Annotated in this window: 13 protein-coding genes and 1 rRNA gene; 6 read left to right on the top strand and 8 right to left on the bottom strand. The window is 61.4% G+C overall.

Annotation, left to right across the window (positions count from 1 at the left end):
• Positions 1-342 precede the first annotated feature (342 nt).
• On the bottom strand, positions 343-2,961 hold the full coding sequence (locus I6E39_RS09860) for an ATP-dependent helicase (RefSeq protein WP_235381421.1): 2,619 nt from the start codon (positions 2,959-2,961) through the stop codon (positions 343-345).
• Positions 2,962-3,359: 398 nt separating this feature from the next.
• Between I6E39_RS09860 and I6E39_RS09855 the strand changes: the two genes are divergently transcribed.
• Both I6E39_RS09855 and murC read left to right on the top strand, forming a co-directional pair.
• Complete coding sequence (locus I6E39_RS09855) at positions 3,360-4,001, top strand: hypothetical protein (RefSeq protein WP_235381420.1); 642 nt, start codon at positions 3,360-3,362, stop codon at positions 3,999-4,001.
• 194 nt (positions 4,002-4,195) lie between these two features.
• Positions 4,196-5,566, top strand: a complete 1,371-nt coding sequence (gene murC, locus I6E39_RS09850; protein ID WP_235381419.1) for a UDP-N-acetylmuramate--L-alanine ligase — start codon at positions 4,196-4,198, stop codon at positions 5,564-5,566.
• A gap of 761 nt (positions 5,567-6,327) precedes the next feature.
• On the opposite strand, the gene trxA is transcribed toward murC, so the two are convergent.
• Together trxA and I6E39_RS09840 are read right to left on the bottom strand one after the other, a co-directional pair.
• A complete protein-coding gene (gene trxA, locus I6E39_RS09845; protein WP_235381418.1) occupies positions 6,328-6,639 on the bottom strand; it encodes a thioredoxin in 312 nt (103 codons plus the stop codon).
• 89 nt (positions 6,640-6,728) lie between these two features.
• The gene (locus I6E39_RS09840) at positions 6,729-7,580 is read right to left on the bottom strand and encodes an NAD(P)/FAD-dependent oxidoreductase (RefSeq protein WP_235381417.1); all 852 of its coding nucleotides are present in this window, start codon (positions 7,578-7,580) and stop codon (positions 6,729-6,731) included.
• 300 nt (positions 7,581-7,880) lie between these two features.
• Here I6E39_RS09840 and I6E39_RS09835 point away from each other — a divergent pair, with 300 nt between their 5' ends.
• Complete coding sequence (locus I6E39_RS09835; RefSeq protein WP_235381416.1) at positions 7,881-9,596, top strand: glutamine--tRNA ligase/YqeY domain fusion protein; 1,716 nt, start codon at positions 7,881-7,883, stop codon at positions 9,594-9,596.
• 238 nt (positions 9,597-9,834) lie between these two features.
• Here the strand turns inward: I6E39_RS09835 and I6E39_RS09830 are convergent, their stop codons facing one another.
• A complete protein-coding gene (locus I6E39_RS09830) occupies positions 9,835-11,160 on the bottom strand; it encodes a 2-hydroxyacyl-CoA dehydratase (protein ID WP_268842275.1) in 1,326 nt (441 codons plus the stop codon).
• Between the two features lie 76 nt (positions 11,161-11,236).
• Positions 11,237-14,170 (bottom strand): acyl-CoA dehydratase activase, encoded by a 2,934-nt coding sequence (locus I6E39_RS09825; RefSeq protein ID WP_268842274.1) that lies wholly within the window; start codon positions 14,168-14,170, stop codon positions 11,237-11,239.
• 476 nt (positions 14,171-14,646) lie between these two features.
• Between I6E39_RS09825 and I6E39_RS09820 the strand changes: the two genes are divergently transcribed.
• The 3 genes from I6E39_RS09820 to gltS all read left to right on the top strand — a co-directional run bounded on the left by I6E39_RS09820 (position 14,647) and on the right by gltS (position 18,330).
• Positions 14,647-15,951, top strand: a complete 1,305-nt coding sequence (locus I6E39_RS09820; RefSeq protein WP_235381415.1) for a sensor histidine kinase — start codon at positions 14,647-14,649, stop codon at positions 15,949-15,951.
• On the top strand, positions 15,948-16,784 hold the full coding sequence (locus tag I6E39_RS09815; RefSeq protein WP_235381414.1) for a DNA-binding domain-containing protein: 837 nt from the start codon (positions 15,948-15,950) through the stop codon (positions 16,782-16,784). Before I6E39_RS09820 ends, I6E39_RS09815 begins: the two co-directional genes overlap by 4 nt.
• 307 nt (positions 16,785-17,091) lie before the next feature.
• A complete protein-coding gene (gene gltS / locus I6E39_RS09810) occupies positions 17,092-18,330 on the top strand; it encodes a sodium/glutamate symporter (RefSeq protein WP_235381413.1) in 1,239 nt (412 codons plus the stop codon).
• Between the two features lie 90 nt (positions 18,331-18,420).
• On the opposite strand, the gene I6E39_RS09805 is transcribed toward gltS, so the two are convergent.
• From I6E39_RS09805 to rrf, 3 genes are all read right to left on the bottom strand, one after another.
• Entirely contained in the window at positions 18,421-18,993 is a 573-nt protein-coding gene (locus tag I6E39_RS09805) for an epoxyqueuosine reductase QueH (protein ID WP_235381412.1), read from the bottom strand.
• 7 nt (positions 18,994-19,000) lie between these two features.
• Entirely contained in the window at positions 19,001-19,534 is a 534-nt protein-coding gene (locus I6E39_RS09800; protein WP_235381411.1) for an SLOG family protein, read from the bottom strand.
• A gap of 153 nt (positions 19,535-19,687) precedes the next feature.
• A 5S ribosomal RNA gene (gene rrf / locus I6E39_RS09795) occupies positions 19,688-19,803 on the bottom strand.
• Between the last annotated feature and the right edge of the window lie 115 nt (positions 19,804-19,918).

Genomic DNA, 19,918 nt, shown 5'->3' with positions numbered 1-19,918 from the left:
GGGGTATCCACCTGGGGCTGGGGGTTGGTCACTTCTGGCATAGCGCAAATTCCTCCTCTATGTATTCAAACCTTTCGGTTCCATTCTGGCTTGGCGGGACAGGCAGCCCTGTCCATCAGCTTCCATTATATGTTTCGGTCCCTGGCCTGACAATTACAAGGCGGTTACAAATCCTTAAGATTGTTTTAAACCGGCCGGTCGGCTCCGGGTTTTATAAATATAGACGCAGATCGTCAAAAAACGTTACAATATTTTTGGAATCTTTTTCTAATAAATTCAACATATAAAAGCACGCCGGGACGCAAAGGTCCCGGCGTGCCGCTGACGGTTTCTTTTTCCTGTTTATCCCATTTTCTCCATGTGGGCGGCGGCGGATTTCAGCATCAGCCGCTTGGTGCCCACGTCGTCAAAGGCGATCTCCACCAGAGCGTCGCCCCCCATCTTCTGGACGGACAGGATCATACCCCGGCCGAAGGCCTTGTGGCGCACCGTGTCCCCCTTCTGGAAATTGGGGACGCCGCCCCCGGCGGACTTGACGCCTCCCGCCGCGGGTGCGGAAAGGGGATGCTTGGGCCGGGCGGCGGCTCCATAGCTTCTTCCCGCCCCGGACATGGCCCGGGTGAAGCCCCCGTAGGAGGGCTGGGCCGGCCGCTGGCCGCCGGGAGCGCCGCTCTGGGCGGACCGCTGGGGCCGCTGGTCGAAGGAGCCTCGTCCGCCGCCCTGGGCGGTCTGACCGCCGAAGCCTCCCCGCTGGTAGGTTCCGTAGCCTCCGTAGCCCGAGGTCCGGCTGGGCATGCCGCCCCAGCTTCGCTCCTCCTCTCCGCCCAGGTCGGACAGATAGGATCTTCCCGTTCGCTCCAGGTGCTCCGGGGGGATCTCCTCTACGAACCGGGAGGGCCGGTTGGAGCTGGTGCGGCCAAAGAGCATCCGCTGGTTGGCGCAGGTGAGGTACAGCTTCTGCTTGGCCCGGGTCATGGCCACATAGCACAGCCGGCGCTCTTCCTCCATCTCCTCCGTCTCTCCGATGGCCCGGATGCCGGGGAAGATGCCCTCCTCGGCCCCCACCACGAAGACCACGGGAAACTCCAGGCCCTTGGCTGAGTGCATGGTCATCATAACCACGCAGTCCTGGTCCGGATCGTGGCTGTCCAGGTCGGTGTACAGGGCGATCTCGTCCAGGAAGCCGGCCAGGGAGGGTTCGTCCCCCGCGTTTTCCAGATAGCCCCGGATGGAGGTCAGCAGCTCCCGCACGTTTTCCAGCCGGGTCCGGTCCTCCACGGTGTTTTTGGTCTCCAGCATGGTGGCGTAGCCCGTCTTGACCATGAGTTCCTCATAGAACTGGTCCAGGGGCAGCTCGCTGAGCAGTCCGGCCAGCTCTCCCATCAGGCTGGTGAAGGCGGCCAGCTTGCCCGCCGACCGCTCCAGCTCCGGGTACATCCGGGCGTTGTCGATGACGGCGTAGAGGGAGGTCCCGTCCCGCCGGGCGATGTCCTGGGCGGTCTCCACCGTCTTGGCTCCGATGCCCCGGGGCGGGTTGTTGATGATGCGGGTCAGCCGCAGGTCGTCCTCCGGGTTGTTCAGGACGGCCAGATAGGCCACCATGTCCTTGACCTCCGCCCGGTCGAAGAACCGGGTGCCGCCGATGATGCGGTATGGGATGCCGTTGCGCTTGCAGGCGTTTTCCATCTGGTTGGACTGGGCGTTCATCCGGTAGAGGATGGCGTGGTCCTTCCACTTGCGGCCCTGGCTGTAGCCCTCCAGGATCCGGGCGGCCACATACTGGGCCTCGTCGTTCTCGTTCATGGCGGAGTAGAGGGTCAGCTTGTCCCCCTCCCCCGCCTTTGTCCACAGCTCCTTCCCCTTCCGGCCCTGGTTGTTCCGGATGACGGCGTTGGAAGCCTCCAGAATATGCCGGGTGGAGCGGTAGTTCTCCTCCAGGCGGATGGTGCGGCAGCGGGGGTACTGCTTTTCAAAGGAGAGAATGTTCTCGATGGTGGCGCCCCGGAAGCGGTAGATGGACTGGTCGTCGTCGCCCACCACGCAGAAGTTCTCGTATCCCCCGGCCAGGGTGGAGGCCAGCAGATATTGCAGGTTGTTGGTGTCCTGATACTCGTCGATGAGAACATACCGGAATTTTTTCTGGTAATATTCCCGCACGTCGTCAAACTGCTGGAGCAGACGGACGGTGTGGAGGATGATGTCGTCAAAGTCCAGGGCTCCGGCGTCCCAAAGCCGGCGCTGGTACTCGGCGTAGATCTTGGCGATCTTGGTCAGCCGGAAGTCCCCCGATTTCTCGCACTCGGCCAGATACTGGTCGGCCAGCTTCATGGCGTCCTTGGCCCGGGAGATGTACCCCAGCACCGACCGGGGCGGGAACTGCTTGTCGTCGATGCTCAGGTCCTTCATGCAGTCCTTGATCACCCGCAGGGAGTCGTCGGTATCGTAGATGGTAAAGGAGGAGGGGAAGCCCAGCTTCTCGATATCCCGGCGCAGGATGCGCACGCAGGCGGAGTGGAAGGTACTGGCCCAAATGTCGTTGGCGGCGGGGCCCAGCAGGCTGGCCAGACGGTCCTTCAGCTCCCCGGCGGCCTTGTTGGTAAAAGTGATGGCCAGGATGGTCCAGGGGGCGGCGGGGTCCAGCCGGCACAGCCGGTCCCTCCGGTCCCGCTCCCCAGGGGACAGGGGGCGGTTCCCGGCGCAGTCCTCCAGGAAGGCCAGGTCCTCCCCGGTCACATCACCGGGCACCTCGGGGCTGTCGGAGCCCCGGCCGTATTTCATCAGGTTGGCGATACGGTTGATGAGCACCGTGGTCTTGCCGCTGCCCGCTCCCGCCAGCAGCAGCAGGGGGCCCTCGGTGGCCAGTACCGCCTTGCGCTGCTCCGGGTTCAGCCGTGAGAAGTCCCGGGCAATGGCCTCCCGGCGGGCCTTGACAAACCGTTGTTCCTGTTCGTGGTTCAGCATAGCGTCTCTTTGTCTCACTTTCCGTTTGTTCAATTTCGCGGTGCTGCTATTGTATAACAAAACCGCCGCCGCGGTCAACCGGCAGCGCGGCCCGGGCGGGGCGGCCAATCTCCTCCGCCGCCGGAAAAATTTTCAGCGCGGGTCATAACGGGACCGGTTTTGGCATAACCTGATAAGGCGGCGGACAGCCCCTCCCGAAAATACAAGATATCGTTTTCCTTTTCTCCGGAATCCACGGGATGATGTGGTGTTTTCCCCGTAACTGCAACCGATCTGTAACCATTTTGCCACCGCCCCGTAACGGTTCCGATAAGATGGTAACACCGCTCCATGTTATACTGTACATACAATCAAGAAGCTGCCGGTTTGATCCATTTTTCGGAAAGGAGGTCTCCCCCATGAAAAAACTTCTGCTGACCGCTATGCTTGCCGCCCTGCTTGTGATGCCCCTGGAGGGCGCCGCCCTGGCGCAGACGCCGGAGGCCTCCGCCCCCACCGCCGATACGGCCCAGGAGCTGGACTTTGACCCCGGCTGCGTCCCCGCCGAGACGGACGCGCTGGAGTCCATGACCCCCGCCATCCACGCCGTGGTCCTGGCCATGCTCCACCAGGAGCAGACCGTCTATTCCCCCCAGAACGCCCAGTTGACCTGGGAGGCCCTGTACAACATGCTCTCCCTTTACGGCCAGATGGACGACCGCTCCGACTATGTGGGCGAGGACCTGGTCCTCCCCACGGAAGCCGCCCTGGATTTTTCCACCGCCCTGACCCTCAGTCTCGACGCTCTGGGTCCCCTGCCCGAAGAGCTGTCCGACCGGATGGTGTACGACGCTGAACTCGACAGCTACCGGCTGGCCTGCGGCAGCGACAGTCTGGCTCAGATCCGGCTGGACTCCAGCCGGGACGCGGGCCGGGAGCTGGAGCTTACCGGCACCCTGGTCTATCTGGTGGACAACACCGATCTGGCCCGCTTCCGCGTCACTCTCCGGTCCCAGGATAACCTGTTCGGCTACACCGTCGCCGGGCTGGAACTGCTGTAACTTGAACCCCATCAAAAGGAGCGCCCTAGGCGCTCCTTTTTTGTTCCTAAAACTCCCGCCTCCGGTATAGCACGGGAGACGGAGGGCTATATTGTATGAGCCCGGCGGGATTATTTTTTCGGAGTCTTGCGCTTCCCCACGGCGCAGATTATAATAGAAAGACAGATCACAAAACCAATTCGAGGTGCTATACCATGGATCTTACCATACAAGACTACATCCGCCCCGGCAAACGCGCCCATCTGGTGGGCATCGGCGGGGTGTCCATGTCCCCCCTGGCCGAGGTGCTCCACGGGGCCGGCGTCATCGTCACCGGCTCCGACATGCACGACAGCGCCACGGCGGCCCATCTGCGCTCCCTGGGCATCCCCGTGACCATCGGCCACCTGCCCCAGAGCGTGGAAGGGGCCGGCTGCGTCATCCGCACCGCCGCCGTCCACGACGACAACCCGGAGATCGCCGCCGCCCGGGCCGCGGGCATCCCCGTCTTTGAGCGGGCCCAGGCCTGGGGCGCCCTCATGACCCACTACAAAAACGCCCTGTGCGTCTCCGGCACCCACGGAAAGACCACCACCACCTCCATGTGTACCCATATCTTCCTGAGCGCCCAGCGGGACCCCTCCGTCATGATCGGCGGGGTGCTGCCCGCCCTGGGCTGCGGCCACCGGGTGGGCAAGGGGGACACCATTATTCTGGAGTCCTGCGAATACTGCAACTCCTTCCTGTCCTTCTTCCCCACTGTGGCGGTCATTCTGAACGTGGAGGCCGACCATCTGGACTTCTTCAAAGACCTGGAGGACATCAAGCACTCTTTCCGCCGGTTCGCGGAGCTGGTCCCCGCCGACGGCTGGGTGGTGGCCGACCGGGACGACACCCACACCATGGACGCGCTGAAGGGCCTGGACCGCCGGGTGGTCACCTTCGGTCTGGAGGAGGGCGACGTCCACGCCGCCAACCTGACCTGGGTCAACGGCTACGGCTCCTTTGACGTGATCGCCGATGGGGAGAAGTTCGCCCATGTGGACCTGTCCGTCCCTGGAGTCCACAACGTCCGAAACGCCCTGGCCGCCTGCGCCGCCGCCCGCTGCCTCAACGTCCCCGCCTTTGCCGTGGAGGAGGGCCTGAAGGCCTTCCATGGGGCGGGCCGCCGCTTTGAGAAGAAGGGAGAGTACCACGGAGCCATGGTGTATGACGACTACGCCCACCACCCCGATGAGCTCCACGCCCTGCTGACCACCGCCAAAGGCCTGGGCTATGACCGGGTGGTCTGCGCCTTCCAGCCCCACACATACACCCGCACCGCCGCTCTCTTTGACCAGTTCGTGGAGGAGCTGAAGCTGCCCGACGTGACCGTCCTGGCGGAGATCTACGCCGCCCGGGAGCAGAACACTCTGGGCATCTCCTCCCGGGACCTGGCGGAGAAAATTCCCGGAGCTGTCTACTGCGCCACGCTGCCGGAGGTCACCGCCAAGCTGAAGGAGCTGGCCCGTCCCGGGGACCTGCTTCTCACCGTGGGAGCCGGAGACATCTATCTGGCCGGGGAGGCCCTGGTGGCGGGAAAGTAGGACTGAACAGATAAATTTTAGTTTATCGTTGGACTGTTTTGAAAAGGATTCCGCTCTGCGGAGCGGGTTTCTTTCTGAACGATCAGAAAGAAACCAAAGAATCGCCGGGGGCGGCCACGCGCAATTTCATTGCGCTATCCGCGCCGCCCCCGGACCCCCATTATAAGAGTTCTGCGGCCTTGCGCTGATCGCAGCCAGCAAAATATGAGAGCGCTCACACCGCCTTTTGCTTCGCAAAATGGAGAAGATTTTACGGGGGGATAAGCAATACAGCCCGCCTCGATGGCGGCAAAAACTGTCAACAGTTGCTTCTTACCCACCTGGCCCGCTGGGGCCGCCCGATGATACCTCGAATCAGCAGAGGCTTGGTGCAGAACAGCAGGTTCACAGTTCTTGCGGAGAGCACCGAGCGATTGTTAACTCAGAGGCGCGCTTTTAACAAGGAGAAGCAGAGGCCAATTTCATAGATCAGAGCGGCAGCGGGCGGGGGTGAGAGAGGTATCCTGGCTTTTGCCCGCGCCGAATAGTATCAAAATATCTGATTGATGGCTCCCCATAGGGACCGGGGCCGAAGCCCCGGAGGTTTTTTGGGTACTTTTGTATCTCTACAAAAGTACCTCGCCCGGGGGCGAAATACTCCTTCGTCCTAACTCCCGTCCCGCCCGCTGGCGAAATCCTCAGATAAACTAAAGTTTATCTCCGCATATAAACGATCAGGGCGGCCCGGCGGGCCGCCCTGTTTTTCTGCCTTGCAATATTTTTTACAGATTGCTGTCCAGCACCTGGGTAAAGGCGCCGGCGGGCATGACGCCCACCTTCCGGTCGATCTCCTTGCCGTCCTTGAAGAAGATGACGGTGGGGATGGACATGACGCCGTAGCGGATGGCCAGTTCCTGCTCCTCGTCCACGTTCACCTTGCCCACGATAGCCTTGCCGTCGTACTGCTTGGCCAGGTCCTCCACCACGGGGCCCAGCATCCGGCAGGGACCGCACCACGCGGCCCAGAAGTCCACCATCATCAGGCCGCCCTGTTCCAGGGCCTTGTCAAATCCCTCTTTGCTGAAATGAATCATTTGTAAAACTTCCTTTCTGTTTATTTTTCATCAGGAGTCCCGGATTTTCTGAAATCGGTACGGCGGGGGCAAGCCCCCGTTCTACCCTTTTAGGGCTGTTTTCGGTCCAAATACTCGCAGGCGGACAGGGCGGCCACATGGCCCTCCCCCACCGCCTTGGCCACCTGAAGGGGCAGCCCGGTGCAGTCTCCGGCGGCAAAGACGCCCTCCAAATTGGTCGCCATCCGCCGGTCCACCCGGATAAAGCCCCCCTCTGTCTCCAGGTCGGGCAGCAGGTCGGTGGGAGCCACCGCCTCCCGGAGGATGAACACCCCGGCGCAGGGGAGGTCCGCGCCGTCCGCCTCCAGGGCGGTGACGGTCTGGTCCCCCTTGACGGCCAGCTTGCCGGCCCTCACCCAGGGAATTGCAGGGTCCAGCCCCTCCGGCTCCCGGGCGGACACATAGGTCACCTGACAGCCGATGCTCTGGAGGTAGTTGGCCTCCAGGGGGGCGTCCTTGCTGCGGCCCACTACCGTTACCGGGCGGTTCCGGTAGAGCATTCCGTCGCAGGTGGCGCAGTAGCTGACCCCCCGGCCCAGGAACTCCGCCTCGCCGGGGTACTTGGCCTGCCGCACCACGCCGGGGGCCAGGATGAGAGCCTGTCCGTCATAGACCTGGCTGACCACCGTGACCATAAAGCCGTTCCACGCCATGAGGGAGATGGCCCGCCCCGTGACGAAGTCCGTGCCCAGTTCCTCCGCGTGGGCCCGGAAGGTCCCCACCAGCTCCGCTCCCGTCTGGCCGGGCAGACCCAGATAGTTGTCCACCCGCTCGGCCCGGGCCAGCGGGCTGTCCTGCCAGGGGTTGCCGATGACCAGCACGGTCTTGCCCCTGCCCCGGGCGGCCACCGCCGCCGCCAGCCCCGCCGGGCCGCCGCCCAGCACAATGATATCATGGCCCATGACTCCGCCTCCTTTTCCTCCATATTATACCTTTTTTCCTCCAAAGGGACAAGGCCTTTCCGGGCCCCATTCCAGATTCGCTCCTGCGCCGTCCCATTTCCCCCGGGTTTTCTGTGACTTTATGACAAAATTTCTCCCCTCTCTCCCCGCTCTCCCGCTCTTCTCACCGGAAAACGTCCGGAATGGCAGGAAAACCTTGCATTTTATGGAGCGGCTGGTGTAAAATAAATAAATCAAACATCCATCACAGCGGTCCGCCCGCTGTGTTTCCCGTTTAATACCAGACAGGAGGGTCCCACAATGTCGGAAGAGATCAAAACCACCGCCGGCGGTGCCGAGGGTGAGGCTGTGGAGAGTCAGAACTTTATTCACCAGTTCATTCAGGAGGACATCGCCGAGGGCGGCCGCTGCGCCGGGATGCAGGTCCACACCCGTTTCCCGCCCGAGCCCAACGGCTACCTCCATATCGGCCACTGCAAGGCCCTGATCATCGACTTTGGCTCCGCCGAAAAATTCGGCGGCATCTGCAACCTGCGTATGGACGACACCAACCCCGCCAAGGAGGACACCGAGTTCGTGGACGCCATTCAGGAGGACATCCACTGGCTGGGCTTCGACTGGGGGGACCGGTTCTTCTACGGCAGCGACTACTTTGAGAAAACCTATGAGCTGGCTGTGGGCCTCATCAAAAAGGGCCTGGCCTACGTCTGTGAGCTGACCCCCGAGCAGTTCCGGGAGTACCGGGGCGACGTGGGCACTCCCGCCCGCTCTCCCTACCGGGACCGCCCCATCGAGGAGAGCCTGGACCTGTTCGAGCGGATGAAGAACGGGGAGTTCCCCGAGGGCAAGTACACCCTGCGGGCCAAGATCGATCTTGCCAGCGGCAACTTCAACATGCGGGACCCGGTGCTCTACCGCATCCGCTACATCGAGCACCACCGCCAGGGCACCAAGTGGTGCATTTTCCCCATGTACGATTTCGCCCACCCCATCCAGGACGCTCTGGAGGGCATCACCCACTCCCTGTGCTCCCTGGAGTATGAGGACCACCGCCCCCTGTACGACTGGGTCATCAACAACACCGACGTGCCCAGCAAGCCCCGGCAGATCGAGTTTGCCCGGTTGGGCATCAACTATACGGTGATGTCCAAGCGGAAGCTGCGCAAGCTGGTGGAGGAGCAGTACGTCTCCGGCTGGGACGACCCCCGGATGCCCACCCTGTGCGGCCTGCGCCGCCGGGGCTACACCCCCGCCGCCATCCGGAACTTCTGCGACCGCATCGGCGTGGCCAAGAACACCTCCACCGTGGAGTACGGCTTCCTGGAGCACTGCCTTCGGGAGGACCTGAACGACCACGCCCAGCGGGCCATGGCCGTCCTGCGCCCCATCAAGCTCACCATCACCAACTACCCCGAGGGGCAGAGCGAGGTCTTTGAGGTGGAGAACAACCCCAACGACCCCGAGGCCGGCACCCGGCCCGTCACCTTCTCCCGGAACCTGTATGTGGAGGCCGACGACTTCCTGGAGACCCCCATTCCCAAGTACAAGCGCCTGTATCCCAACGGCCCCGAGTGCCGCCTGAAGGGCGCCTACCTCATCACCTGCACCGGCTGCGTCAAGGATGAGAACGGCAACGTCACCGAGATCCTGGCCACCTATGATCCCGACTCCAAGGGCGGCAACCCCGCCGACGGCCGGAAGGTGAAGGGCGCCACCATCCACTGGGTGGACGCCGCCACCGCCGTGGACGCCGAGGTGCGGCTGTACGACAACCTGTTCTCCGACCCCGATCCCGACGGCGGCGACAAGAACTTTTTGGACTGCCTGAACCCCGGCTCCCTGGAGGTGCTGAAGGGCTGCAAGCTGGAGGCCTCCCTGGCCGACGCCAAGCCCACCGACCGCTTCCAGTTCCTGCGGCTGGGCTACTTCTGCGCCGACTCCAAGGACTCCAAGCCCGGCGCTCTGGTCTTTAACCGGGCCGTCTCCCTGAAGGACGGGTTCAAGCCCGGGAAGTAAGAGTTGTGGATACTTTTTCTTGTAAGAAAAAGTATCAAAAAGAACTTTGGCGCAAAACTTTGTTTTGCTTTCAGTCAAGACATAAAAACACGCCGTGTACGTTCACTGTACACGGCGTGTTTGTTTTATTTGGGAACGCAGCCCGGTGAGGGCACTGGGGCCAACCGTAGGGGGCGGCCTCCGGACGCCCCGCACGGTCAAAGGACGGGCCGTCGGGGACGCCGGCCCCTGCGGAGGGTCAATGGGCGTGGGCCAGCTTGGGGGCCGCCTCAGGCTGGGGCTCCCGGGGAGCCGCCGTCTCCTGGTGGGTCAGGCCCTTGGCGTTGGCCAGCATCAGCTTGATCCGGTTCTCCTGGTTGATCTTGGTGGCGCCGGGGTCGTAATCAATGGCCACGATATTACTGTAAGGATAGTCGTCCTTCAGCCGGCGGATCATGCCCTTGCCCACGATATGGTTGGGCAGGCAGCCGAAGGGCTGGGTACAGACGATGTTGGGGGTGCTGGTGTGGATGAGCTCCAGCATCTCCGCGGTGAGCAGCCAGCCCTCCCCCATCTTGTTGCCGTCGCCCAGATAGCCGTGGACCAGCTTGTGCAGGTCCTGGAAAGTGCCGGGGGCGCGGAACCGTCCGGAGCGCTCCAGGGCGGCGATCATGTCCCGCTGGCAGGCCTCGATATAGGCCATAAAGGCCTTGCAGCCGTACTTCTTGATCCACTTGCCGCCATACAGGTCCACATCTGCCACCCGGTTATAGATCTTGAAGATCATAAAGTCAGTGAGGCCGGGAACCACCGGCTCCGCTCCCTCGGACAGCAGGAACTTTTCCAGATTGTTGTTGCCCAGAGCGGAGAACTTCACATAGATCTCGCCCACGATGCCCACACGGATCTTCTGCTCCCCGGTGACGGGAATGGAGGCGAAGTCGGTACAGATCTCGTCAAAAATAGCCCGCATCTGTTTCCGGCTCATGCCCTTGCCCGCCTGGAACCGGTCCACCAGCGCCTGGGACCAGTGGTCCACCATGGCGTCGGTGGCCCCCGCCTCTACCTCGTAGGGCCGGACCTGGTTGGCCACCCACATGATGAGGTCGCCGTACATCATGCCGTAGACCAGCTTCCGGATCAGTCCCACGGTGAGGTGGAAGCCCGGATTCTTCTCCAGGCCGAAGGAGACGGAGATGACGGGAACATAGTCCATTCCCGCCTTGGCCAGTGCCTTGCGCAGCAGGTGGATGTAGTTGGAAGCCCGGCAGCCGCCGCCAGTCTGGGTAATGAACAGGGCCACCTTGTGGGGGTCGTAGCCCCCGTGCTTGATGGCGTCCATGAACTGGCCGATGACCAGCAGGGCGGGGTAGCAGGTATCGTTGTGGACATATTTCAGGCCCTCGTCCACCACCGCCCGGCCCTCGTTGTTCAGCTGGGCCACCTTATAGCCCTCCAGCTCCAGCAGCTTGCGGAACATGCCGAAGTGGATGGGCAGCATCTGGGGCATGAGAATGGTGTACTCCTCCTTCATCTCCTTGGTGAAAAGAAGGCGGCCGTTTTCGTCATACACAAGTTTCGCCATGTGAAATTCTCCTTTCGGCGCGTGTAGGGGCGGCTTCGGGCCGCCCACGGGCGTGTGGAACGCGCCCATGCCCGGTTCAGTGCTTGTTCCGCGCCTCAATGGCGGCCATCAGGGACCGGATACGGATCTTGACGGCGCCCAGGTTGCTGATATCGTCGATCTTCAGCTGGGTATACAGCTTGCCGCCCGTCTCCAGGATGGAGCGCATCTCGTCGCCGGTGATGGCGTCGATGCCGCAGCCGAAGGACACCAGCTGGATGACCTCCATGTCGGGCTGGGTGCAGACATACCGGGCGGCGTTGTACATCCGGGCGTGGTAGGTCCACTGATTCAGCACATGGCGGGGAGCCTTATCCTCCAGATAGGCCACCGCGTCCTCGGTGACCAGGACAAAGCCGTAGGAGGTGATGAGGTCGTTGATGCCGTGGTTGATCTCCGGGTCCATGTGGTAGGGCCGGCCGCAGACCACCAGAATGGGGCGGCCCTCCTGCCGTGCCTGGGCGATATACTGCCGGGCGGTGTCCCGCAGGTCGTCCTTGTAGGCGTCGTAGGCGGCGTAGGCGGCCTTGACGGCGGCGGAGGTCTCTTTCTTGGGAAGCTGGAATTCGCTGCCGAACCACTCGCAGGCCCGCTTCTCAAAGTCCTTGGGACGGTGGAGGCCGAAGTAGGGGGTCAAATACCGGGTCTGCTTCAGGTCGGGGATGTTGGCGGCCAGCAGCTCCGGGTAGTAGGCCACCACGGGGCAGTTGTAATTGTTGTCGCTGACCCCCTCGTTGAAGTTATAGGGCATACAGGGGTAGAAGATGGCGTCCACCCCCTCCTCCACCAGGGCCTCCACATGGCCGTGGAGCAGCTTGGCGGGGTAGCAGACGGTGTCCGAGGGGATGGTGCGCTGGCCCTTCAGATACAGCTTGCGGCTGGACTCGGGGGACAGGACCACCTCAAAGTTCAAACGGGTGAGCAGTTCGAACCAGAAGGGCAAATTCTCATACATGTTAAGGCCGAAGGGGATGCCGATCCGGCCCCGGGAGCCGTCTCCCCCGCCCTTTCCCTGCATGGCGCGCAGCTTGTGGTATTTATACCGCATCAGGTCGGGCTGACGGCTGGGCTCCTCCCCCAGGGGGCGGGAGCACCGGTTGCCCGAGACGAACCGCCGCCCGCCGTCGAAGGCGTTGACGGTGAGGGAGCAGTGGTTGGTGCACAGGCCGCAAGTGGCGGGCTTGGCGGTGTGGGTGAAGCGCTCCAGCTCCTGGGGCGTGAGCAGGGCGCTCTTTTCCAGGTGCAGGTCCCGGGCAGCCAAGGCGGCGCCGAAGGCCCCCATGATGCCGGCGATGGTGGGCCGGGTCACGTTCCGGCCCAGCTCCTGTTCAAAGGCCCGGAGCACCGCGTCGTTGTGGAAGGTGCCGCCCTGGACCACGATGTGCTCCCCCAGGTCGTCGGCGGAGGCGGCCCGGATGACCTTATAAATGGCGTTTTTCACGATGGATGTGGACAGACCGGCGGAGATGTCGGCCACGCTGGCCCCGTCCTTCTGTGCCTGCTTCACGCTGGAGTTCATGAACACGGTGCAGCGTGAGCCCAGGTTCACCGGCTTCTCGGTGAACAGGCCCAGCTTGGCGAAGTCGGCGATATTGTAGCCCAGAGCCTTGGCGAAGGTCTCGATGAAGGAGCCGCAGCCCGAGGAGCAGGCCTCGTTGAGCATGATGGAGTCCACGGCCCCGTTGCGGATCTTGAAGCACTTCATGTCCTGGCCGCCGATGTCGATGATGAAGTCCACATCGGGCTCGAAATGGGCGGCGGCTTTGTAGTGGGCCATGGTCTCCACCAGGCCCAGGTCGCAGTTGAAGGCGTTTTTAATGAGGTCCTCGCCGTAGCCGGTGACGGCGGCTCCCTGGATGGTGATCCGGTCGCCGCACATGGCGTAGATCTTTTTCAGCTGTTCCAGGACAATAGCCACAGGGTTGCCCTGGTTGGAATGGTAGTAGGTGTACAGCAGACCGCCGTCGGCGGTGATGAGGGCCAGCTTGGTGGTGGTGGAGCCGGCGTCCAGACCCAGCCAGGCGGGGCCGGAGTAAGTATTGACGTCCACCTCCGGGGGCTTGTTGGCGTTGTGCCGGGCACAGAAGGCGTCGTACTCCTCCCGGCTTTCGAACAGGGGGGGCATGGTGTCCACCAGGGTGGTGGTGTCCACGCTCTCCTCCAGCTTTTTCAGCGCCTCCTCAAAGAGGATGGGCTGGTAATCGGTGGCGCACAGGGCCGCGCCCATGGCGGCAAAACAGTCGCCGTCCTTGGGGAAAATGGCGTGGTCCCCATCCAGCTTCAGCGTCTCCACGAACCGCTCCCGCAGGCCCATGAGGAAGTGCAGCGGACCGCCCAGGAATACGATTTTTCCCTTCAGCTCCCGGCCCTGGGTCAGACCGGCCACGGTCTGGTCCACCACCGCCTGGAAGATGGAAGCGGCCACGTCCTCTTTCCGCCCGCCCTGGTTCAGGATGGGCTGAATGTCGCTCTTGGCGAAAACGCCGCAGCGGGAGGCGATGGGATAGATCTTCTCATGCTTCAGAGACAGGCTGTCCAGCTCCTGGACGGACACGTTCATCAGGGTAGCCATCTGGTCGATGAAGGCCCCGGTGCCCCCGGCGCAGGAACCGTTCATCCGCTCCTCCAGCGCGCCGCCGAAGAAGATGATCTTGGCATCCTCGCCCCCCAGCTCGATGACGGCGTCGGTGTCGGGGATGTATGTATTCACCGCGGCGGCGGTGGCGTAGACCTCCTGGACAAAGTCGATGCCCGAGGCGGTGGCCACCCCCAGGCCGGCGGAACCGGTGATGGTGACCTTGATGCTCTGCCCGGAGAGCATATCCCGGATGGAGCGGAGGGTCTCGCAGGCCCGCTCACGGGTCTTGGAATAGTGCCGCTCATAGGAGCGGAACAGCAGCTTGTTTTCCTCATCCAGCACCACGACCTTGACGGTGGTGCTGCCGATGTCGATTCCTACACGCAGACTCATAATTGATTAACTCCTGCTTTCTTAGGCGCAAGGGTGCAGTCTTTTTTATTATGATAGTTTTTTCCCGGGGTAAAAACAACAAAATTAACGGTTTCTTAACGCACGAATCAGCAGGAAAAACGAGATTTTAACAGTCAAAAAATCAGCATTTTTACCACATTGTGGATAATAAATTGCAAAATATGACATTTTTGTGAACAAAATCGCCCCGACAGAGACCCGCCGGGGCGATGGCGCGCGTTCTATTGCCGACCTCACGCCCCGGTGCGCGCACAGTATGGCGATCTATCCACGCAAAAGGAAACGAATCCTCACAAAAACAGCCGCCCACACGGGCGGACAGGCTGCCGCCGGGCTGTTTGTCCCGGTTCAGACTGTCCCCAGCCCATGAAGAACCCCCTACAAATTCCTCCCCCCATCTTGCGAAAAGGGATTTTTTCCCGTATGATGGTGTTGAGAGATCGAGGAGGGATTTTATGAAAGTCTCCAACTGGCGGGAGCTGCGCCTCACCGCGGCGCAGCGCAGGCTGCTGATCGGCCTGGTGACCGCCCTGAGCAGCCAGCTTTATCTGTCCGTCTGGGCAGAGGGCTTCCGGGTGTCCGCCTCCGTCATCCTGTACCCTCTCCTTCTGGTGGTCATGATGCGGGACAGCCATCGCCCGGACACCGGCCTTGTGACCGGCCTGTCCGTCATGGGCATCCGGGTCCTCATTGACCTGGTGCGGGGGGTCTCCTTGACAACTGCCCTGGCCATTGAGTATCCGGGCGGTATTTTTTATCTTTGTTATGACGTTCTGTTGTGTATTTTGGTCCGGGACCGGAGGGCTGCCTCCCTGCCGCGGCTGTGGTGCTCCTTCTTCCTGTGCGACCTGCTGTCCAATACCCTGAATCTGGCCCTGTCCAGCGGTCTGGCCGTCTATCCCCTTCCGGCGGAGGTGATCGCTCTGTCCTGGGTGGCTCTGGCCCGCTCCTGCGCCGCTGTTCTGATCCTGTGGGCCATCGGCCGCTACCGCCAGCTCCTGCTGCGGGAGGAGCACGAACACCGCTACCGCCACCTCTTCCTCATGACGGCGGAACTGAAGACTGAGCTGTACTTTCTGAAAAAGGACTCCGAGGACGTGGAGGCGGTGATGGCCCACGCCTACCAGCTCTATGAGCAGCTGGAGGCCCAACAGGCCCCCGAGGCGCTTACCTCCCTGGCCCTGTCCATCGCCCGTGACGTCCATGAGGTGAAAAAGGACAACCTGCGGATCATCCGGGGCATCGAGTCGGAGGTAGCCGGCGCCTATGACGGCGAGACCATGGTGCTGTCCGACCTGCTCCACATTCTGGAGGTGTCCACCCGCCAGTTTTTGGGCAGCCAGCGGGCGGACATCCGGCTGGAGTGCCGCTATTCCCCGGATCTGCCCATCGGGGCCCACTACCGGCTCCTCTCCATTTTGAAAAATCTGGTGACCAACGCCGTAGAGGCCATCCAGTCTGCCGGCGGCCGGGGCACCATACAGGTGGACTGCCGGGCGGAAGGGGACCAGTTCCTCCTTCAGGTCCGGGACGACGGCCCCGGCATTCCCGAGCGAAACAGGAAGCTGCTGTTCCAGATGGGATACTCCACCAAGTTTGACCCCAACACCGGGGACATCAGCCGGGGTGTGGGGCTGCCCGCCGTCCAATACATCGTGGAGGATCTGGGCGGCGACATTCAGGTCCAATCCCAGCCGGGCCAGGGAGCCTGCTTCCAGATCTCCCTGCCCCTGGACGCTGTAACAGGAGGAGAGCCATGAGGATCTATATCATTGAGGACGACCCGACCGTCATCAGCATTCTGGAGGACATTGTGGAGCGCAACGGCCTGGGCGCCATCTGCGGAGACACCGCCGACGGCCCGCCGGATCTGGAGGAGATCCTGGCGTTGGCCCCGGATCTGATCCTGGCGGACCTGCTGATGCCGGGCAAGGACGGGATTCAAGTGATCCGGGAGCTGCGGGAAATGGGCTGCACCGCCAAATGCATCATGATCTCCCAGGTCTCTTCCAAAGAGCTGATCGCCAAGGCCTACACCGCGGGAGTGGAATTTTTCATCCAGAAGCCCATCAATCTCATCGAGGTACGCCAGGTGATCCAGAACGTGACCCGGCAGCTGGAAAACGAGCGTGCCCTCCAAGCCATCCAGAGCGTCTTTGTCAACCGGGCCGCTCCCCCACCCCAGGAGAACCGGCAGGACCGGGAGCGGCGCCGCATCAAGTATATTCTCAGCCAGCTGGGCATGGCCGGGGAGAAGGGCTCCCAGGACATCACCGATCTGTGCCTACTCCTGCTGGCCCAGGGGCAGACCGCCTCCCAGGTGGGGGTCAGTACCCTGTGCGCCCAGCTCAGCGACGTGCCCAAGACCATGGAACAGCGGGCCCGCCGGGCCGTGGAGCGGGGGCTGCGCCACATTGCCAGCCTTGGGCTGGAGGACTATAACAACGAGTTTTTCGTCCGCTACTCCGCCCGCCTGTTCTCCTTCCCCGAAGTGCGGGCCGAGATGGCCCACCTCCAGGGCAAGGGCCCCGGAGGCAAGGTCAATCTGAAAAAGTTTTTGGACGGACTGCTGATCCTGGCCGAGGAGGAGTGAAGCCCCTCTCTTGGCGTCATGAAGAGGAAAGTCTCCCGCGCGTGTGCGCGGGAGACTTTTTTATGTCGACTTATTGCCGTGTTTTCTTCAAAAATACGCAGCCTGACAGCCTTTCTTTCTCTCCTCACTCAGCAAAATCGACAAGAACAGCGGGGCCTTTTTGTATCATCTACAGAATCAATAACGGCTCTGTTTGTTTTTGAAGGTTTTTGAAGCTCTCCACTTAAAATATCCACAATCAATCGTTCCTGTCACGCTCGCAGGCGGACAGTTTCAAAAATTTAAGGAGAAAGAAGGAATACGATTTATGCCTGCGTTCACCCTCGACATGTTCCAGACAGCCGGAGTCGCCATGCTTCTGTTCGTTCTGGGCCGTTTTCTGACCAACCGGATCGAATTTCTCAAGCGCTGCTGCATCCCCGCCCCCGTGGTGGGCGGTCTGATCTTCGCTCTGGTCCACTTGGCCCTCTATGCGGGAGGCATTCTCCAGCTCACCTTCGACGATAACGTGAAGGACTTTTTTATGACCCTGTTCTTCACCAGCGTGGGCTACACCGCCTGCTTCCGTCTGCTGAAAAAGGGCGGTAAAAAGGTGTTCGTTTTCCTGGGCATCGCCATTTTGATGGTGGTGATGCAGAACGTGCTCAGCAGCGTTCTGACGCTCACTATTACCGACTGGGACCCCCGCCTGGGCCTGTGCACCGGCTCCATCCCCATGGTGGGCGGCCACGGCACCGCCGGCTCCTATGGCAACACCATGGAAAAGGAGCTGTTTATTGAGGGCGCCAAGGTGCTGGCCATGGCCTCCGCCACCTTCGGTCTGGTGGCAGGCTCTCTGATGGGCGGCCCCACCGCCCGGAGCATCATCAACAAATACCATCTGCACTCCGTCGAAAACACCGAAGAAGTCATGGAGATCAGCGACGAGACCGCCGACGAGAAAGCCAAGGCCGAGCGTGTGGACATTGACTCCTTTACCAACGCCGCCATCCTGCTGATCGTGGCCTCCGGTCTGGGCACTCTGCTGACCTACGCCTTCAACAGCATTGTGGTCTTCGGCGTCAAATTTACCTTCCCCACTTACATCGGTTCCATGGTCATCGCCGCTATCATCCGCAATTTCTGCGACGCCAAGCGCATCGTCCTGCCCTCCAAAGCCATTGACCTGTGGGGCAATGTGTCCCTGTCCATCTTCCTGGCCATCGCCCTGATGAGCCTGAAGCTGTGGGAGCTGGCCTCCCTGGCCGGCCCCATGGTGATCATGCTGGCCGCCCAGACCCTGCTGATGTTCCTCTTCGCCCGCTTCGTGGTGTTCAACGCCATGGGCCGTGACTACGAGGCCGCCGTCATGACCTCCGCCTTCTGCGGCTTCGGCATGGGCGCCACCCCCAACGCCATGGCCAACATGCAGGTGCTGACCAAGCGGTACGGTCCCGCGCCCCAGGCTTACTTCATCGTCCCCCTGGTAGGTTCCCTGTTTATTGACTTCTGCAACGGTATCATCATCACCGGATTCCTCAACATTCTGCCGATGATTGCAGGCTAAGTTTGCTTTTCTCTCTCTCCCACTTCATTTCTTTCAAGCTGCAGAAGGGCGGCCCCTCAGGGGGCCGCCCTTCTGCTTTTAACATTCGCGTCAGTGCTCCAGTTCCGCCTGCCGGCGGGCGGCTTTTTTCCGCTTGGCGGCCATATACCGGTCCTCCTCGCTGAAAATACAGCCGCAGTATTTCTGCATATACATTCCATGCTCCCGTGCAAACTCCTGGCCGGCCTGAAACAGCGGCCGGAAATCCCGGTACAGGAACTCCACCCCATACCGCTCTCCCATCGCCCGGGCCACTGAAACGATGGCCTCATGCTTCTGGTAGGGCGAGATCAGCAAGGAAGTGGTAAAGCTGTCAAAGCCATGCTCCGCCGCGTACCGGGCAGTCTCCTCCATCCGAACCCGGTAGCAGTAAGCGCAGCGTCCGTCGATATTGTCCGCTACATTGGTCACAAAGGTGCGCAGATCATAGGTGCCGCCAATGATCAGCTTCATGCCGATCTCCTTGGCGTACTCCTCCAGCGTGCGCTTTCTGGCCTGATACTCCGTGTAGGGGTGGATATTGGGGTTGAACCAGAACCCGGTCACGCCGATTCCCTCCTGCCGCAAGGACTCAATAGGGCGGTTGGCGCACGGGGCGCAGCAAATATGCATCAAAGTGTTCATGATCCTCTTACTCCTCCACCGCTAAAATATCTGTCTCCAGTCCCTGACGCAGGGCATAGGCCAGCGTCTGCGCCGTCCCCCCCTTGGGCACCCCATTATAAACCGTGATCAGCCGGCTGGCGTGGTCCACCATATACCGGTTGCGCCGCGTCATACAGGCCCGGTCATAGTGGTGCTGGACCAGCGTCTCATAGTTACAGCGTTCTAGAATCCCATAATAACGCTGCCGTTCCCGCTGGGGCCAGGAGTCCGCCTGGGTCTCACAGGGGCGGGCGCATTCCAGCGTCACCTCGGCATGCTGCTCCCGCAGCGCCAGCACCGCCTCCGCAAAGTACAGGTCCGACCCCCGCGCCATGCCACAGATAAAGTGCCGGTAGCCCGCCTGATAGGCCCGTGCCAGGGCCTCAGCCAAGCGCTCCTTCAAAGCTTGGCAGCGCGGGTCGCTTTCTTGGTCGCGCCAGGGCAGTTTATCAGGACGGTGCCCAGTAAAGCAGCAGCTGTTTTCCCGTTCCAAGCATGACTCCCCTTCCCCTGTTCGCACCTATGATAACGTCCAATGAAACATTCCCATTGCTTCAAGGCAACTCTGCTATGGACGTTATTGTAGTATATCCGACAGTCAAAGTCAAGAAAAATAGAATTTTTGTTCGATTTTAAGGAAATAAAAAACGGACAGATCGCTCTGTCCGTTTTGTGTTGGCGTTACCTATTTTCCCGGCCCGTCTCCAGGCAAGTATCTTCGGCAGAAATGAGCTTAACTTCCGTGTTCGGAATGGGAACGGGTGGACCCTCATCCTAATCAACACCAACTATTTTAATCACCGAGGTGACTAAAACCAATATAAAGTTTTCAATGGTGACCCGTACGGGAATCGAACCCATGTTTGCGGCGTGAGAGGCCGCCGTCTTAACCGCTTGACCAACG

This window comes from Pseudoflavonifractor phocaeensis (assembly GCF_021531375.1).
Taxonomy (GTDB): Bacteria; Bacillota; Clostridia; order Oscillospirales; family Oscillospiraceae; genus Lawsonibacter; species Lawsonibacter phocaeensis_B.
The sequence above is the reverse complement of the archived record's forward strand: the minus strand, read 5'-3'. Positions and strand labels throughout refer to the sequence as shown.

What these genes read in the sequence shown, in the direction of transcription:
- I6E39_RS09825 (WP_268842274.1), bottom strand. Translation starts at nt 14,170, where the DNA reads ATGAGTCTGCGTGTAGGAATCGACATCGGCAGCACCACCGTCAAGGTC.
- I6E39_RS09830 (WP_268842275.1), bottom strand. Translation starts at nt 11,160, where the DNA reads ATGGCGAAACTTGTGTATGACGAAAACGGCCGCCTTCTTTTCACCAAG.
- I6E39_RS09855 (WP_235381420.1), top strand. Translation starts at nt 3,360, where the DNA reads ATGAAAAAACTTCTGCTGACCGCTATGCTTGCCGCCCTGCTTGTGATG.
- I6E39_RS09820 (WP_235381415.1), top strand. Translation starts at nt 14,647, where the DNA reads ATGAAAGTCTCCAACTGGCGGGAGCTGCGCCTCACCGCGGCGCAGCGC.
- I6E39_RS09860 (WP_235381421.1), bottom strand. Translation starts at nt 2,961, where the DNA reads ATGCTGAACCACGAACAGGAACAACGGTTTGTCAAGGCCCGCCGGGAG.
- gltS (WP_235381413.1), top strand. Translation starts at nt 17,092, where the DNA reads ATGCCTGCGTTCACCCTCGACATGTTCCAGACAGCCGGAGTCGCCATG.
- trxA (WP_235381418.1), bottom strand. Translation starts at nt 6,639, where the DNA reads ATGATTCATTTCAGCAAAGAGGGATTTGACAAGGCCCTGGAACAGGGC.
- murC (WP_235381419.1), top strand. Translation starts at nt 4,196, where the DNA reads ATGGATCTTACCATACAAGACTACATCCGCCCCGGCAAACGCGCCCAT.
- I6E39_RS09840 (WP_235381417.1), bottom strand. Translation starts at nt 7,580, where the DNA reads ATGGGCCATGATATCATTGTGCTGGGCGGCGGCCCGGCGGGGCTGGCG.
- I6E39_RS09805 (WP_235381412.1), bottom strand. Translation starts at nt 18,993, where the DNA reads ATGAACACTTTGATGCATATTTGCTGCGCCCCGTGCGCCAACCGCCCT.
- I6E39_RS09835 (WP_235381416.1), top strand. Translation starts at nt 7,881, where the DNA reads ATGTCGGAAGAGATCAAAACCACCGCCGGCGGTGCCGAGGGTGAGGCT.
- I6E39_RS09815 (WP_235381414.1), top strand. Translation starts at nt 15,948, where the DNA reads ATGAGGATCTATATCATTGAGGACGACCCGACCGTCATCAGCATTCTG.